General features: G+C 69.3%; 14 protein-coding genes and 3 pseudogenes. 1 reads left to right on the forward strand and 16 read right to left on the reverse strand.

What is annotated here, in order from left to right:
* Nucleotides 1-538: 538 nt before the first annotated feature.
* Nucleotides 539-1,147 (forward strand): hypothetical protein, encoded by a 609-nt coding sequence (locus tag QF037_RS48790; protein ID WP_307036790.1) that lies wholly within the window; start codon nucleotides 539-541, stop codon nucleotides 1,145-1,147.
* 722 nt (nucleotides 1,148-1,869) lie between these two features.
* On the opposite strand, the gene QF037_RS48795 is transcribed toward QF037_RS48790, so the two are convergent.
* The 16 genes and pseudogenes from QF037_RS48795 to QF037_RS48865 form a co-directional block, all read right to left on the reverse strand.
* Entirely contained in the window at nucleotides 1,870-4,734 is a 2,865-nt protein-coding gene (locus QF037_RS48795) for a tetratricopeptide repeat protein (protein ID WP_307036792.1), read from the reverse strand.
* On the reverse strand, nucleotides 4,731-5,087 hold the full coding sequence (locus QF037_RS48800) for a hypothetical protein (protein WP_307036794.1): 357 nt from the start codon (nucleotides 5,085-5,087) through the stop codon (nucleotides 4,731-4,733). Before QF037_RS48800 ends, QF037_RS48795 begins: the two co-directional genes overlap by 4 nt.
* Before the next feature lie 290 nt (nucleotides 5,088-5,377).
* Nucleotides 5,378-5,593 (reverse strand): cold shock domain-containing protein, encoded by a 216-nt coding sequence (locus QF037_RS48805; RefSeq protein ID WP_307037802.1) that lies wholly within the window; start codon nucleotides 5,591-5,593, stop codon nucleotides 5,378-5,380.
* A gap of 251 nt (nucleotides 5,594-5,844) precedes the next feature.
* Entirely contained in the window at nucleotides 5,845-6,384 is a 540-nt protein-coding gene (locus QF037_RS48810; RefSeq protein ID WP_307036796.1) for an RNA polymerase sigma factor, read from the reverse strand.
* A gap of 308 nt (nucleotides 6,385-6,692) precedes the next feature.
* Nucleotides 6,693-7,495 (reverse strand): IS5 family transposase gene (locus QF037_RS48815; protein WP_373464003.1). Its coding sequence is split into 2 segments (ribosomal slippage): nucleotides 6,693-7,156 and nucleotides 7,156-7,495, totalling 804 coding nucleotides; the frame shifts between segments, so codons are not numbered across the junction.
* Between the two features lie 432 nt (nucleotides 7,496-7,927).
* On the reverse strand, nucleotides 7,928-8,203 hold the full coding sequence (locus QF037_RS48820) for a hypothetical protein (RefSeq protein WP_307037855.1): 276 nt from the start codon (nucleotides 8,201-8,203) through the stop codon (nucleotides 7,928-7,930).
* A 182-nt stretch (nucleotides 8,204-8,385) separates the two neighbouring features.
* Nucleotides 8,386-9,029: pseudogene (locus QF037_RS48825) on the reverse strand (transposase family protein); the annotation flags it as partial.
* Between the two features lie 41 nt (nucleotides 9,030-9,070).
* Nucleotides 9,071-9,739 (reverse strand): HAD family hydrolase, encoded by a 669-nt coding sequence (locus tag QF037_RS48830; RefSeq protein ID WP_307036798.1) that lies wholly within the window; start codon nucleotides 9,737-9,739, stop codon nucleotides 9,071-9,073.
* 26 nt (nucleotides 9,740-9,765) lie between these two features.
* Complete coding sequence (locus QF037_RS48835; RefSeq protein WP_307036799.1) at nucleotides 9,766-10,068, reverse strand: hypothetical protein; 303 nt, start codon at nucleotides 10,066-10,068, stop codon at nucleotides 9,766-9,768.
* A 438-nt stretch (nucleotides 10,069-10,506) separates the two neighbouring features.
* Nucleotides 10,507-10,590, reverse strand: a pseudogene (locus QF037_RS51340) (IS5/IS1182 family transposase); the annotation flags it as partial.
* A 199-nt stretch (nucleotides 10,591-10,789) separates the two neighbouring features.
* Nucleotides 10,790-11,197 (reverse strand): hypothetical protein, encoded by a 408-nt coding sequence (locus QF037_RS48840; protein WP_307036801.1) that lies wholly within the window; start codon nucleotides 11,195-11,197, stop codon nucleotides 10,790-10,792.
* Between the two features lie 147 nt (nucleotides 11,198-11,344).
* Nucleotides 11,345-12,301 (reverse strand): ArsR/SmtB family transcription factor, encoded by a 957-nt coding sequence (locus QF037_RS48845; protein ID WP_307036803.1) that lies wholly within the window; start codon nucleotides 12,299-12,301, stop codon nucleotides 11,345-11,347.
* 333 nt (nucleotides 12,302-12,634) lie between these two features.
* A pseudogene (locus QF037_RS48850) lies at nucleotides 12,635-13,461 on the reverse strand (replication-relaxation family protein).
* Nucleotides 13,462-13,782: 321 nt separating this feature from the next.
* Nucleotides 13,783-14,679, reverse strand: a complete 897-nt coding sequence (locus QF037_RS48855; RefSeq protein ID WP_307036805.1) for a hypothetical protein — start codon at nucleotides 14,677-14,679, stop codon at nucleotides 13,783-13,785.
* A 175-nt stretch (nucleotides 14,680-14,854) separates the two neighbouring features.
* Nucleotides 14,855-15,754 carry a phosphoadenosine phosphosulfate reductase gene (locus QF037_RS48860; protein ID WP_307036806.1) on the reverse strand — a complete coding sequence of 300 codons (900 nt, stop codon included), beginning with the start codon at nucleotides 15,752-15,754 and terminating at the stop codon, nucleotides 14,855-14,857.
* Nucleotides 15,755-15,843: 89 nt separating this feature from the next.
* Nucleotides 15,844-16,047 (reverse strand): hypothetical protein, encoded by a 204-nt coding sequence (locus QF037_RS48865; protein ID WP_307036807.1) that lies wholly within the window; start codon nucleotides 16,045-16,047, stop codon nucleotides 15,844-15,846.
* Nucleotides 16,048-16,244 lie beyond the last annotated feature (197 nt).

Genomic DNA, 16,244 nt, shown 5'->3' on the forward strand with positions numbered 1-16,244 from the left:
AGCCAGACGATCATTCAGCCTGCTGCGTAGCTCACGCCCGGCCGCAGCACACGTCGTGTGTTCTTCAGGCACCCATCCCCCCAGGCCGTCCTGCCTCCACCGGTGTTCATGCTCCTACCGGTGAATCGGCAACCGCCACCCTCGGCAGACGTGCCGTGCCAACACACCACGGGCATGATGAGTTCACTTCATTCCCTGTCATCGCGCCTGCTATCTGTGCGCTGGGTAAGTGGCGGCCCAGCGCAGATTGCCGGGCCCGTTTGTGAACGCGCCCACGCGACGGCCGCGGCCGGCATCCCGGTGCGCCATCACCCCATCATGTCGCTGCCCGCCGGGGTGATGCAGCGTCCAGCAACAAGAGTTCGCCTGCGGGCAGTTGACCGGCGACGGGTCTGCTCGCCTGTCTGCCGCAGGACGCATAGCGCATCCGCGGCGCGAACGCGGGCGTTCCGGGCGGCGCTGGTGCTTTTGCCGCGGGCGTCCTCGGCGGCTGGCACACTGCACCGGTGGGACTGCGGGTTGGATGACAGGGGGTTCCGTGTCGGATGCGGTGACGACGGCGTGGATCGCCGCCGGTTCGGCGGTGGCCGGTGCACTCGCGGGTGGTTCGGTCACAGGATGGTTCACGCTGGCGGCCGCCCGGAAACAGGCGCAGAGCACGGTCGACGCGGCGGCCCGGCAGGCGGATGCGGCCTGGGCGGCCGGCCAGCGTCAGGCGGATGCGGCCTGGGAGGCGGGACGCCGGCAGGCGGATGCCGCTTGGGAGGCCGGACGGTTGCAGGCCGATGCCCAACTCGACGTGGCCCGACAGACGCTGACCGCCCAGCACCTCGCCGCGCAGCGTGAGGTGCGCCGGACCGCCTACGCTGCCTTCCTCGCCGCCACCGACGTCGGCCATCAGCGTCGCCTCGAGTGGCAGCGGGCCTTCGGCACCTCCGAGGCGGCTGGCTGCCGCGACCGCTACCGTGCAGCCGTGAGCGCCGTCACCGAGGCACTTACCCTCGTCCAGCTCGAAGGGCCCGATCCGGTCAGCTCCGCTGCCGAGGCCTTGGAACGCTCCCTGGACGTGAACGCCTCCCCGGGCCAGTACCAGACCGCGCACACCGACTTCCTCGACGCCGCGGGTGCCGCCCTCGCCGCAGCCTGACCACCGTCCCGGCGCCGGTCTGGCGCACGTTCTGCCCGTTCACTGCGCGCAAGGTCAGCTGCAGGAGCCCGCTTTCTGCGTCTGCAGGCCTGCCCGGTGCTGCTCGACTTGTCGGACCTGTCACCGGGCGCCCCCGGAGACAGGTGTGTTGCGTACGGCGTGCTGTGATCCATGGGCGGTCCGGCCAGAGCGAGCCTGTATCGCTCGCGCTCGGCCATGTGTGGCTACAGCGGCTTCTTCCGGCTCCACCGAGGCGCCTCCAAGCGGCCCCAGTTTGTGAAGCTCGGCCTGGGACGGCCTGAATCGGCTCCATCAGTGACCAGCGCGGGGGCCAAGTGGACGAGTTTCAGGCCGCCTTCACGAGCATTGATCTTCACAGATCGGGGCCGCTTGGAGACGCCTCGGTGGTCCCAAATAGCATCGCCGTGACCAAAGCAACGAGCCAGCGCCGTGCGCTGCGGCCATACCTGCACAGGCAGCGCGGCCTGCCCCGAGAGCTGTGACCCAGGGCTGGTCCGTGAACGCGCTCGCTGGGGCTTCACCGACTGGACCGTCCCCGCCGGCGGCAGCCTTCCCGAACACCCGCACCGGTCGGCGTCTTCACTCCGGCCGCCACCCATGCGCAGCGCCTTGCGATGCTCTGGCTCGCCCGGCCCCCTGTGATACGCGTCGCGCTCACTGTGAGGCTCCGCCTGTCGACTCACGGCCGCCGGCCGGAACCGCTACATGGACCGCGCCCGCTCCAGGTTCGCCCGCACCACCGCGATCGCCGGATGCTCCGGGCTCAACGCTCGCTCGCAGTCCGCGAGGGTGCGTTCGTACAGGGGGATGGCCCGGCCCAGATGCCCCGCCTCCTGATACGCGCCTGCGAGGTTGTTGCGCGAGAGCAGCGTGCTGGGGTGGTCGCCGCCCAGCACGCGCTCGTAGTCCTCCACGTTGCGCTCGTGCAGGGAGATGGCCCGGCCCAGATCCCCCGCCTCCTGATACGCGCCTGCGAGGTTGTTGCGCGAGAGCAGCGTGTTGGGGTGGTCGCCGCCCAGCACCCGCTCCGTCAGGGTGCGTTCGTACAGGGGGATGGCCCGGCCCGGATCCCCCGCCTCCCGGTACGCGTACGCGAGGTTGCTTTGTGAGGTCAGGGTGTCGGGGTGGTCGCCGCCCAGCACGCGCTTGTAATCCTCCACGTTGCGCTCGTACAGGCGGATGGCCCGGCCCAGATCCCCCGCCTCCTGATACGCGCCCGCGAGGTTGTTGCGCGAGGCTAGCGCGTCGGGATGGTCGCCGCCCAGCACCCGCTCCCGCTCCGTCAGGGTGCGCTCGTACAGGCGGATGGCCCGGCCCAGATCCCCCGCTGCCCGGTACGCGCCTGCGAGATTGTTGCGCGAGAGCAGCGTGCTGGGGTGGTCGCCGCCCAGCACGCGCTCGTAATCCTCCAGGGTGCGCTCGTATAGGGCGATGGCTCGGCCCAGATCCCCCGCCTCCTGATACGAGTGCGCGAGGTTGTTGCGTGAGGTCAGGGTGTCGGGGTGGTCGCCGCCCAGCACGCGCTCGTATTCCTCCAGGGCGCGCTCGTGCATGGGGATGGCTCGGCCCAGATCACCCGCCTCCTTGTACGCGCTCGCGAGGTTGTTGCGTGAGGTCAGGGTGTGGGGGTGGTCAGCGCCCAGCACCCGCTCGCAATCCGTTAATGTGCGCTCGTACAGGCGGATGGCCAGGCCCAGATCCCCCGCTGCCCGGTACGCGTACGCGAGGTTGTTGCGCGAGGCCAGCGCGTCGGGGTGGTCGCCGCCCAGCACGCGCTCCCGCTCCGTCAGGGTTCCCTCGTACAGGGGGATGGCTCGGCCCAGATCCCCCGCCTCCTGATACGCGTACGCGAGGTTGTTGCGCGAGGTCAGCGTCTGTGGGTCGTCTTCGCCCAGCACCCGCTCCCGCTCCGTCAGGGTGTGTTCGTGCAGGGGGATGGCCCGGCTCAGATCCCCCGCCTCCTGATACGCGTGCGCGAGGTTGTTGCGTGAGGTCAGGGTGTGACGGTGGTCGCCGCCCAACACCCGCTCCCGGGTGGCGAGGGTGCGCTCGAACAGGGGGATGGCGCGGCCCAGGTCCCCCGCCGCCTGGTACGCGTGCGCGAGGTTGTTGCGCGAGGTCAGGGTGTGGGGGTGGTCGCCGCCCAGCACCCGGTCCCGGGTGGCGAGGGCGCGTTGGAAGGCGTGGATGGCGGGGGTGAGGGAGCCTTGTCCGCTTTGGTAGGCGGCGGCGCGGTCGAGGGCGTGGGCGGTGTGGGTGGTGTCATGGTCTGGGGTGTGGTGGCGGGTGAGGGCGTCGGTGTGCGGGAGCAGGGCTCTGCACCGGGGCCAGGTCTCGGGCTGATGGACGTCGGTGGAGAAGGCTTCCGCGAGGAGCGCGGCGGCCTGGTCGCGGGCGTGGTCGACGGCTTCGGGGGTGCGGTGGGTGTCGCCCGCGTCGGGGGTGCGGGCGAGGGCCTGGAGCAGGCGGTGGATGGTCAGGGTGCCGTCGTGGTTGTCGGTGATCATGCTGTAGGCGGCGAGCCGGCCGATCGCGGTGGCGAGTTGGGGGGGTTCGGCCAGGCCCTGGAGCAGGTCGCGTGGGATGTTGTCGGGGGCGTACCAGGCCAGGATCCGCAGGAGGCTGCCGGCGAGGGGGGTGTCGGCGAGGCGGTTGAGGGTGAGGTGCCAGATCCGGGCGATGGTGCGTTCGGAGTCGCCGCCCGCGGTGCCTGCGGCGAACATCGTGGCGGGCCATTGGGCCAGCATGTCCAGGTATTCGCGGGGGCTTGTGCCGGTTTCGGCGCAGTAGGCGGCGGCCTGTTCCACCGCCAGGGCCAGGTAGCCGAGTTCCGCGCACACGGCGTCGGCGCCGTCGGTGTTACGGGGGCCGTGGTGCGAGAAGATGCGGGTGAACAAGTCGACAGCTTCGGCCGGGTCGAACACGCCGAGGCGGATGGCGGTGGCATCGCGGTGCCATCCGGTCGCGCGGCGGGTGGTGACCAGGACCCGGCCGCCCGGCAGGCGGTCCAAGAGCGGGCGGATGTGCACGGGGTCCTCGACGTTGTCCAGTACGAGCAGCCATCCGGCATGGCCGGCGAGCCATGCCACGGCGCGTTCGCCCTGTAGTTCGGCGGGCAGCCCGGTCAGTCCGGGCTGAAGGGCCCGCGCCAGCGCGGCCATCCCCGCGTCGACGGCGGCCGGGGTGTCAGCGGTGACCCACCAGCGCACCTTCTCGGGCCGTCTCGCCGCCCAGCGTGCGGCGAGCGCCGACTTGCCGACCCCGCCCAGCCCGTGCACCGCATGCACGACGACCTCGCCCGGTCGGGCGAACGCCGTCTCCAGCGTGGCAAGTTCGTCGATGCGGCCGACGAACAGATCGGTCCCGATGTTCGACACCCCGCCAGCCGCAGCATCGTCCGGGATCGGCGCATACGCCTCGGGAGGGAGCACGAATGCCTGCCCCGCCTCGATGACTTGCGTCGACGAGGCAGTCACGTCACCGCCGGCGACGATCGCGCCAGAGCTCCCGTGCAGTCCGGCGGGTGGCGCCGGCTGCCCCACCGCCTCCCCGGACGTTCCGGTCACGGGCGGTACTCGGTGTGCGAGTCGTCGACGTCCTCGCCCGCGACGATCGCGCCGTCGCTACCCGTCAGCCCCGGCGTGCCACCAGGCGGCGGCGCCGCGGGAACGGCAGGTGCCGGTCCGGTGTACCGGGTCGAGGAGCCGGTCACGTTCCCGCGCGCCACGATCGCCCCGCGCTCCCCGGTTACCGGCTCCGCCGGACTGGGCGGCGGTACAGGGACAGGGTTGGGGGCCGGCGGGCGCAGCTGCCACAGCGACACTCCCAGCGCGGCGACCCCGGCCACCGACCCGGCGACGCCCCAGGCCTGACCGGATCCTTCCGGGTGAGCGGCCGTCACCCATACCAACAACCCCACCGCCGCACCTGCTCCCAACAGAGCAAGCCCCCACCAACACACCCGCCGCCAGCCCGTCATGCCCCATGGTCACCCCGAAGACATGATCAAGTCTGCCCATTCGTACGATGGCCAGCACCGGCCGTGGGTGGCGCCGCAGCGCACGGACGTCGATCACCCCACCCGTATGGGCGACAGGGCGCTGCCGTCACTTCTCGTGACCATTCCCCGACAGGCGAACGTTCGGCTGCTGCTCGACAAACGCTGTCGCTGATAGTGAACGAAGCCATGGGGGCGGCGCATGGGGTGTGTTATGCGCCGCGCAGTACTTTGACGACCTCGACGGGTTCCCTTTTGCTGCTTCCTGGCTTGCGCATGCTGAGGCGGAACCATACGGGTTCGCCTTCTACGAGGGTGTCGATGGTGTCGTCGAGGGCTGTGCGGTGGATGAAGACGTCCGAGCCGCCGGCGACGGCGATGAAGCCGTATCCCTTGTCTTCGTTGAACCATTTGACGGTGCCTTTGATCCATCCTTCGCCTTCGGGGCGAGGGGTGTCCTGGGGCGGTGGTGAGTAGGCGGTTCGCGGTGTGACGTGCTGCGTCGGCGGTGGCTGAAGGGGGAGTGCTTCGGCGGCCGGGCTTGTCTGGCCGGTGATGGCGTGCAGGCCGACGGAGAGGTCCATGCCGTTCTTCACCGCGGACAGCGTTGATTGGTCGACAGCTTTCAGCCAGGAGTCCAGCTCTGGGTCGTCGTCGGGGAACACGTCGTGGTACTCGCTCATCGGACACCTCCTTGCTGGCTTCGGTGGGCCTTGAGCGCGGCCCGGGCTCGGCACAGGCTCTGCCGTACTGCGTCTTCCGCGATGCTGAGTACCTCGGCGATCTCCGGGACCGTGTACCAGTCGTAGTACCAGGCCATGACCTGCCGTTGTCGAGGCGGCAGTTCGGCGAGGGCGGCATACACGTCGCGCTCTTGATCGCTGAGCTCGATGTTCGTGGGCAGATGAAACTCGGCACGGGGTGAGGGCAGTTCGCCAGGGAGGTCTTCGCGGAGCTTCGCCCTGAAGTAGATCCGAGTGGCCACGGTGCGCAGCCACCGCGCCGGATACCGGATCCTGTCCCAATTCTCATATGCCTGAGCGAATGCCTCGTGGGCAGCGTCCGCGGCTTCCTGCGGACTGGCGCCGTGTTTCATCACGAATCGGGCCAGCAGCGGCATCTCCGCCCGGTAGACATCGGCAAAGGCCTGCGGCTCGAGCACGGTTCCCAGGCGTGCCGAGGCCGACCTGGCGGACAGAGGGGAGATGTCATCCACCATGTGGCCCCTGCGCTCGTCGGGTGATCTGCTTGCCGACTTCGATCACCACCTCGTCTCCGGCGGCAGAGCGCATCCGGACCCGGCTGCCTGTAGGCAGGGCTCGAACCATGCGTGCCCCGGCGCGGTGCTGAGAGACGGCAGCGTCCGCGTCCCGCCGGGTACGCACCCACACCATCAGGCAGCGGGCTGCGTAAGCGACCACACACATGCCCGCGGTCACCAACGAGGCTTCCATCGGCTCTCCTCCTCTGCCCGTCCAGTGAAGCGCACCCCGCCAACCGCGGCCGGGTTATTGCTTAGAAGTCGTCTCATTTGGCAAGTCGGCGGTAGCAAATGAGGGCGCAGGCGATGGCCGTGAAGGCCAGGAAGTGTTCCGCCTTGCGCTCGTAGCGGCGATGGAGGCGCCGGCATCCGGCGAGCCAGGCCATGGTGCGCTCTATTTTCCAACGGTGGCGGCCCAGTCGTTGCGAGGTCTCGATGCCCTTGCGTGCGATGCGATGGGTGATGCCCCGCTCACGTAACCATCGGCGCAGGTAGTCGTAGTCATAGCCCTTGTCGGCGTGGAGTTTGGCGGGCTTGCGCCGACGGGGACCACGGCGGGAGCGGATCGGCGGGATCCCCCGCACGAGCGGCTGAAGGGCCTGACTGTCGTGGAGGTTGGCGCCCGAGATGCCGACGGAGACGGGCAGACCGGTCCGCTCGGTGATCAGGTGGATTTTCGAGCCCTTCTTGCCCCGATCTACAGGATTCGGACCTGTCAGGTCCCCCCTTTCAGGGCCCGCATGTTCACCGAGTCAATCGCACACCGCGACCAGTCCAGGTCTCCACGCGCACCGAGCTCGTCGAGCACCAGGCGGTGCAGCCTGGCCCAGACCCGGGCCCGGCTCCACTCGCTGAACCGGCGGTGCGCGGTCGGCCCCGACGGGCCGAACGACGGAGGCAACTGCTTCCACGTACACCCTGACGTGGCCACGAACACAATCGCGGCCAGCACCTCTCGATTCCCGTACCGCCGACGGCCACCACCCTGGGGCCGCGTCGGAGCGGGTGGCACCACCCGCTCGAACAGCTCCCACAGCTCCCACAGCTCATCCGGCACCAGACGCTCCACGATGTCCACGACCGCAGACTATCGAACACGCCAAATGAGATGTCTTCTTAGTGCGCGAAGAGGCTCCCGATGTGACATCCGATTCCGAAGAATTTTCACCAGTTGCCCGGCGGCCAGCGGCGGGCAACTGGTGCGGATCACGGCATGCGGGTGGACGGGCCGCCGCGGCATGGTGTCGGGGCCGGGGCGCGATTGTGGTGCTCGAGCAGCACTGCGACGTTGATGGGGGTGCGTGGTCTGCCCGCCTGTAGCAGGACCACGACGGAAATAGCGATGGCCGGTTCCGCGAAGCGGGCTTCGCGGGGGAGGGGTTGGCTGACCTCTCCATACCGGCCATCGTGTGGCGTCTGGCCCGCCGGGAGTTCGTCGATCCCTTCAACCAGATGCCACGTTCTTGCGGTATCCCGCGCAAGGGGCTGCGGGATGGGTGCCTCAGGGCGCCGGGGAGCGGCGGGCGGCCAGTTCCTGGAGGCGGTCTCGTTTCCAGCGTTGCTGGCGGGGTCGGCCGGCGCTGCCGCGGCGGTACTCGTAGCCGTCGGGCTGCTCGAGCTCGGGTAGGAGTCCGTGGCCGAGTGCGCTGAGGAAGCTGTGTGCGTCCTTGTACCCGAGGATCCGGGCTGCCTCTCCGGCATCCGCCAGGTCCTGGCCGGCTTGGTCGGCGGCCGGGAGCACACCGCGCCCGCCGCCGTGCTCACCCGAGCTTGGCACGACGGGGCGACTCTGGACGACATCCGACAGGCGGCACCCTTCGTGCACCTGACCGGCCGCGAGCGGCTGATGGCCCAGCTCGCAGACCGCGTCGCGCAGTCCCTGGAGCGCACCCGCGCCGCATCAACGTCCGGACAACCGGACCAGCCCCCTGACGGCGACGGCCCGTTGGGCCCCACTCCGCGGGCGCGGACCTTGTGGTGGGAGGTGTTGTGTTGCTCTTTCCACGCCGGGAGTTCTGTCTGGCCGGGCTCGCGGCGGTGCGGGATGACCAGACCGGTGCCCCGGTAACCGCCGTCCGCGATCACCGTGGTACGGCCGACGGCATCCTTCGCGCCGGACAGCTCCCATGCCTTGCAGTCGTTGCGGTTGCCGGCCACCGGCCGGCCAACGGCGAACACGAGTTGAGTGTCGGCATCGATGACGACCTGATGGTTGGTCGAATACCTGTAGTTCTTCGACTGCTCGCGATTGTGTGGTCCCGAGTGGGTACCAGGGTGCCGTCCACTATCAGCACGGTGTCCTTGCGGTACCGCTTGCGCGGCTGGAGCGCGGGCGCAGGGCCGAGGTGGTCGATGATGCGGTCGGCTGGCGACTTCGAGATTCCGAAGTGCGGGGCAAGCTGTCGCAGCGTCAAGTTGGTGCGCCAGTAGGCGGCAACGAGCAGCACCCGGTCCTCCAGGGGCAGGCTCCACGGCCGTCCCCGACGTGCCTCGTCCACGCCTTCGCGCCGCAGCGCAGTGATCAGTTTGCTGAGACAGCGCGGGCTCAGCCCGGTGAAGGGGACTATCCAAGACGGCTCGGACGCCGTGATCACACCAGCCACTCGAAGATCATCTCAGTGATACCCGGTGCCGACGGGCAGGCTCAGGCTGCGGCATTCCCGTGAGGGCCGGACACAAAGGCCAGGATGTGAGGAACTGCCTCACGCAGACTGACGAAGTGGCGATGCACGCCCTCCACCGCGGCAGCGGCGTTCACCCCCCACACCGTCATCCCGGCGCCCAGCCCGGACTGCACTCCGGACGGGGCATCCTCAATGACCAGGCAGTCTCCCGGCTCGGCTCCGAGCTGCTCGGCGGCCAGCAGATACGGGACGGGAGAGGGCTTGCCCTCCTCGACAGCGGCCGCGTCCACGATCAGGCCCGGCACCGGCAAGCCCGTCCGCAGGAAACGGCCGCGCACTCGGTGCTCGTAGTTCGAGGTCACCAGCGCCCAGGACTTCAGTGGCAGGCCGTGCAGCAGCTCCGACGCGCCATCGAAGGCCGCATAGACGCCGGTTCGGACGTCTTCGTCCTCCAGCTCATGCAGCGTGGTCAGGCACTCACGCGGGTCTCGCTCCGCAGCGACCTGGGCGAACGTCTCCATCGGCCGCGTCCGCAGAGCCACCTGGTAGACCTCGTCCGCATCCAGCCCGTACAGCTCCGCCCAGGTTCCCCAGACCTTGCGTTGGTTGCTCAGCGCGTCGATCAACGTGCCGTCGACGTCGAACAGGACATACTTCGTGCGGCCCGGCCGCACAGGTTCACTGGACACCCAGCGATCTTGCCAGGCTGCGCAACTCAAGGATTGAGCAGGATGAGTGTGAAGGTGGGCGAGAACGTGCCTACCGCGCTGAGCAGCCAGTAGGTCTGAGCAGTGAGCGAGGTCCGGTGGACAAGGGCACTGTTGGCGGCCCACCACAGCATCGTGTACAGACCGACGATGGGTACGACGATCACCAACCAAAGGGCCATACCGTCGTTCTCCGTCGGTTCCGGGTTGTGCCAGCTCGCTGCCAGAAACCACAGCAGCCAGATCGGCACGATGCCCGGTATGCCAAGGAGCAGGTTCACCCCCAAGGCAGTCGGCCACCGGCTGATCATTTGCGCCCCTCCCCTTGATCGGCTACGGGGACTGTACAGCGGGGGTTTGCGGCTCGATCACCAACGGAATTACTGGCCGCGCTACGGCCGCATAACCTCGCCCACCACTTACCCCAGCTTCCATCCCGTCCGCCGTCGACCCACACACCGTGGAGCGGGCGTGGTTCCTGGCGTCCAGGTGGAGCGCGCCACTGTACGAACGACCTGGACGCCAGGGGCCGCATCTGCTCGGCTCTGCCTGGGTCGACGGCGGACGGGATGGAAGCACCCCGCGCCCGCGCACGCCCCCTACGGACCCGCGGTCGGCATCGGCGCCCCCGCCATCCCGGTGCCGGCCGATCCCCCGCCGGAGGCATTGCCTTGACCGCAGGCTGCTCTATGCGGTGATCGACTCAAGGCCACCGGCCCTATCCACACATGGGCGCGCGTCGGCGCAGCGCGGGCGGAGCGGGTCGTGCGCCAGTACGTCGTGACCAGCAGAACACGGTCCTCCAGCGGCAGACTCCAGGGACGCCCGCGCTGTTGATCCGCAGCAAATCAGGTACCGCCCGCACTTACAGACCTGACGTACGCGGCACCACCGGGCTGGCCCGCCGAGCAAGGGTGCCTGTGGTCAGCACGAGGGAACCCCGGCGGCGGCGAGATGAGCTTGCGGGGCGGCCGAGTGTGGTTCCGCCCCGGCGGCTGGTGCGGCAGCGTCACTTTCCGGCCGGTCGGATGGTCAGGGCCGCCGGTCGTACCGCTCACACTTGATGGGCTGCGCGTTGTGATCGTCAATGCAGACGATGACATACGTGGCGCCCCCGGTCACATCCGCAGGGATTCCGGTCTTGAGCGGATACGTAGTGTTGCACTGAGTGCTGGTGCTCCTGGTACCGAGTAGCTTGTCAGAGGCACCGTACGCGCCGAACCACACCCTGCGGCAGCCGACGGCCTGGAGTGTTCCATCGACGCCGACCGATCGGTTGTACCAGGTCAGGGTGCCGTAGGCGTAGCTGGCCGCGTAGTCATCCACGTAGAAAGGGCTGGTCGGGTAGGCGGCGGTTTGCGCGCCGGCGGCGGGAGCGCCCAGCAGGGTGCCCGCGGTCAGCACGACGGAACCGACGGCGGCGGCGAGGTGAGTCTTCATGCGATCTCCAGAAGGGTGAGCCGGTTGCGGCTTCACATCCTGGATGGGTCGGCCATCTGTGGCCTACCTCTTAAGTCACGGCTTAAAGGGGCCGGGGCGGCAGGCGAGGGTCTCGCGCCCAGGCTGACGCCGCGGTGCCCTCGGGCCTCACGGTTCCGTCAGGGCGCCGGTCCGCAGCAGGGCCAGCCCGAGAGGGGTGATGTGGTGCAGCACGGACCCGCCTCGGCGGCTGGTGGTGATGAGGTCGGTGTTTCGCAGCACGGTCGCGTGCTGACTGGCCGCTGCCGCCGTGACTTGGAGGCGGCGGGCCAGTTCGCTCGTCGTGCAGCCTTCTGCTGTCACCTGTAGAGCGGCGGCTCGCGTGCGGCCGAGCAGAGACCCCAGGTTCCGTATGGCGGAACCGTCCGCTTCCGCCGGCCCGGTATCTATCAGCGGCCGACGGAGAGCCGGCACGCTCAGTCGGGGTGGCTGGGCACGATCGAGCGGGTCCCACAGAAAGCTCACCGGGTGCTTCGCGAAGACCGTGGGCGTGATGATCAGCCCCCTTCCCTGGAGACGCACCTCAACTCGGCGCGGATAGGGAGCTTCGAGCACCGGTGGACGCCAGCGCACCAGTGGTGCGCAGATCGAACGCAGCAGCAGATCGATGCCTCCCTCCAACACCAGGTTCGCGCACCGAGTGGACAGCGCGACCAGTTCGGACCGACCTCGATCCCAGTAGGGCTCCACGGTCAGCCGATGGCAGGCACGCACGGCATCGGCGAGCTCCCGGCGCGCGTCGCGGTCGCCCTCGCACACCCGCCTTGCCCATGGCAGGTGTCCGGGGTGGAAGTCGAGACCCTCGAACTCGCGTCGCAGCCGGGACACCGGGGCATGCAGCAGGTTGTCCACGGCGTGGTCCACAGAGGGCACATCGCCCATCAAGGCCACCAGATCAAGCCCCGGGCCACGCACCGGAACCAGGGACGTCAAAGGGCGCGTGTCCGCTCCCATCCGGCCCGCGACCGCTGACCGCCACGTGCGGAAGTGAGGAAGTTCCCGGTTCTCTCCCAGCAGCTCCAGGCTGTAATAGACCTCCGCTGCGACGCCGATCGTTGCGGCCACCCGTGTCCGGGCGAGGTCTTGCGCCGTGAAGTGAATGCGTAACACCGGCCGGCCTCCTGCCACCGAAGCAGAGCGAATGAGCGCACCACCAGCATGCCCCCAACTCGCCGCGCATGATCCCGCATTGGCCTAGAACGCGCCCGGTTTGCTGACTGCGCATGCGCGCCCGTGAACGCCGACATCTCGGTCTTCTTCGGCGGCTTCGACACCGGCCTGACTGCCGCTCGGACAATTCTGTAGTGCGTTGCCCTGCACCGGGCTCCGAACGATTCATCGGTTTAGAGACGGGTTCCGACTTCCGATCCCCTCGGTACACGCGCACGGTCGAGGTGATCACAGATCGGTCCACGGGCGGGGCTCGCCCCCGGTCAGCGGTACCCAGAGCGGTCCGGAGGGAGCGTGTTCCTTGATGTCCTCGAGGATGGCGGCTCCCAGCTGGACCTCGCGGGCGAGGGCTGCGACGAGCGGGTGGTGGGCGACCATCGCCTGCAGATCGCTGATGCGGTCGTCCAGCCGGGCTCGGGAGGCGCCGGTGAGGACAAAGAGGATGCGTGGGAAGACGGGATACCAGCGGAGCCACGCAGGGCCGGTGGTGACTGGCCGGCGGCGTCCGACGGGCTGGGCTTCGTAGTGGAACAGTCTGGCGTACTCGATCAGCTTCACGGCCAGGCGTTCGCTGCTCATGGTGGTGCGATCGACCTCGACGAAGGCGCGCAGTTTCCGTCGGCGTTCGCTGTCGATGACGGTGTAGTGCAGGAGGGCGTCGGCCACGAGCCGCTCGCCCTCTCCGATGGAATGAGCCACCTCAGGAGTCCAGTCCCACGGGCCGTGTTCGTGCCCGAGGCGGCGTGCGTCGGCCGCCCCCGCAGGGGGGGATGATCGCGGGCCAGAAGCACCCCGTCCGGGGTGAGGTACCAGGCATGCGTCCGCGGCCGGTCCACGTCCGGCAGCGGCGTGAGGTCGACCAAGCCCGCGGAGCGCAGCTTGTTCAGCGCCCGGGAAACCAGTTGGCGAGAGCCGGTTGGCCGCAGCATCTGGAGCAGTTGGCCGGTCGTGGCCATCCGGTGCAGGGCGAGCGCGGTCAGGACCTGCAAGCGCAGCGGTTCAGCAGGGCTGGGGGCCAGTTCGGCGGCCGGAACACCTGAAGAGGAACGGGTCATGAAAGAAAGACAACCGGCCGGCCCAGACCATGGCCCCGACCACGAGACCCCGACCACGGTCAAGATCCCAGAACAACCTCATGGTCTGTGCCATGGTCTGGGCAGACCACGCCACTGGCGGATGACGCTGTAGAGCCATCCGCGCGCGCTGTTGGAACATGAGCGATGGCCGGTCCGCAGCAGCAGGTGCTGCTGCGGGGCGTGGTGGCGATCCACGCCATGCCGGCCATCGTGCGACTCCCGGTCCGCAAGGGACCAACTCCCCACACCGGAAGCCGCGTTCATAGGGGCGGTGCGCGCAGGTCTGTTCACCGCCGGGTGCTACCTACTGGACCGCTGGGCGGCCTGGTCCAGGATGCGCCGGCGTGTCCAGCGCCGGCGCCCCTTTTGGCGGCCTGCTTTGGCGATGCCGTCCACGGTCTTCAGCAGCGGAAGGTTGCCCTGGGACAGGGCGCTGGAGAAAGAGCCGACACTCTTGTATCCCAGCAGCGCGGCCGCCTGGCTCGCCCCCAGCAGCTCCTCAAGATCACCGTCGGCGGAGACCTCGGGCAGGGGTGGCGCCTGCTTGGCTCCGGCTCGCCGTCCACGGCCGGGCCGGCTGGCCATCCACTCCTGCAGGGTCGCCACCTTCCACAGCTGGCGGCGGTAGGGGTTCTCGGCCGTGCCCATCTCTTCGACGACGTCCGGTTCGGGGAAGTAACCGGGGTGGTCCCGCACGAAGGTGTTGACCTGGTTGGCGTTCTTGTAGCCGAGATACCTCGAGGCGTCCGAGGCATTCAGCAACGTCTCCGGATCGAGGGAAGGCGGCCTGTGCTGGGTGAGCCGCGCCGAGGAGCGATGCGAAAACCACTCGGTGACCTCCGCATGGTCCCACAGGCGCGCCCGGATCAGGCAGACCCCGCGGCGCGCGGCGGCCTCGGCCATTTCGATGAACGCCATGGCGGCCGGCGTCCTTTCCCACTCGGCCAGGGCCAGCAGCAGGATCACCTCGGCGCGGTCCTGCGAGGCATCACACGGCATACCAGCCGTTTCCGCGGCAACCATCAGGTCCGCGGTGGGCAGTTCGGTGAGGCGCTCTGCCGTCTCCCGGTGCAGATCCTGCAGGCCCTGCTGGTACAGCTCGTTCGCCTCACCCAGGAGCAGCACCAAGTCCTCGCCGTGGCGGGCCGGTGCCGCCGCAGCGAGGTCGAGGATGCGCTGGGTCGTCGTCATCGTCATCGAGTACCTCCCGGATGGGGGTGCGCGCCGGTGTGGTGGTCAGCTGCAGCCATCGCACCCGGCGGCACGGTGCAGGAGCTCGCCCGGCCCGGTACGGGCTGTGGAGTCCCACGTGGGCGGCCTGCGCAAGGCGGCGTGGACGTCGCGCTCCATCCGCTCGAAGTCCCTGCTCTCCTCAACCTCGACGCCAGGGTCCGGGGCGTCGCGCCGACGGGACAGCGCGATGAGCTCGGCCATGGTGATGTTCGGATTGAACGGCACCTGGCGGACGCGTTCGACCAGTGCGAACAGCTCGGCGAGCCGCGGCCGGCCCGGCGGTCAGCAGCAGATCGCGGTGGTTGGCCAGGGTGCAGGCCGAGCACGAACAGCGACGGGAACCACGCCGGTCCTTGGTGCCGGGGTGCGAGTCGTAGCACCAGTGGTAGGGCAGCCCCGCACTGATCGTGCGTGCCCAGACCTCCTTCGTGCTCACCTGGTGGGTGGGCAGCCACTCGTCGACGACCCGGGCTGAGTTGTCGGATCTACGGCGCCACACCTCCCGGTTGCGGCGCTCCGCGCTCTCCTCGGCCCGCATCCCGAGCACGTTGGCGAACATCAGCGGGCCGTCCGTCTCTTTCCTGAGCGCGCGGACCTGCGGGGTGAACGCCTGGTACACCATCTTCGTCTTCCACGGGCCGGTGCAGGTGCGGGCCCGACCCAGCCAGGGCCAGTCGCCCCGCTCCGCGATGAAGGTCAGCAGATCGAACGGCACCCGCTCACCGTCGACTTCACGGCTGCGCCGGACCTCGACATGCCGCTCGGGCGGCACGCCGAGCGCCTGGCTGTGCTGCTGTGCGGCGAGTTCGCCGGCACTGGGCCAGCGCACTCCGTCCACGGTGACGGAGGGCCACTCCATCGGGCCCAGGCTCGCGTGGGCGGTCCAGACGCGGTCGTCGACACCGGCCTGGCGGGCGGCGTCCATCGCGATGAGGCCGGCCACGAGTCCGTCCTTCCCGCCGGACAGGTTGATGACGATGCGGTGCCGACTCGCGGCGAACTCGACCGGGTCGGCGTACTGGGGGGTGGGGTGCGACATGGTTCCTCTTTCCTGGTGGGCGGGATAGGGGGCATCCCGTGAAACGGGCGGCCGCGGCGGGCACTGCGGACTGCGCGGCTGGACAGCCCTCAGACCGCGATCGGTTCGGGGTCGGGCTGTTTGGGATAGGGCCGCTGGGCGGGGATGCCGAGCTTGATCTGCTCACGCTCGCGCCGGCTTCGCCCGAGCCGCCATACGTAGCGGTGCGCTCCGCGGTGGCGTACGTTGCGGGCCCCGACCGCGACCAGGGCCTCCCGAAGCCAGACGGCCGGGTTGCACCCGGCCCGCGGCACTGGAGCCCCGAGCGCGATGAGTTGGGCTTCGGCGTACTGATGGCCCTGTTCCTGGCGGCGGATCTTCTGCGCTGTGCGGTTGGAAGCGCGCGGGTTCCGAGATTCCTGAACGTTGGTAAGCCTGAACCCGCGTGCCAGTTGATGGCTGCGGCGGTCCCGCGCGCAGGTTCCGGCGAAGCTCGCGGGATCTGATTTGC

Origin of the sequence: Streptomyces canus (genome assembly GCF_030815415.1) — a bacterium.
Classification (GTDB): Bacteria; Actinomycetota; Actinomycetes; order Streptomycetales; family Streptomycetaceae; genus Streptomyces; species Streptomyces canus_F.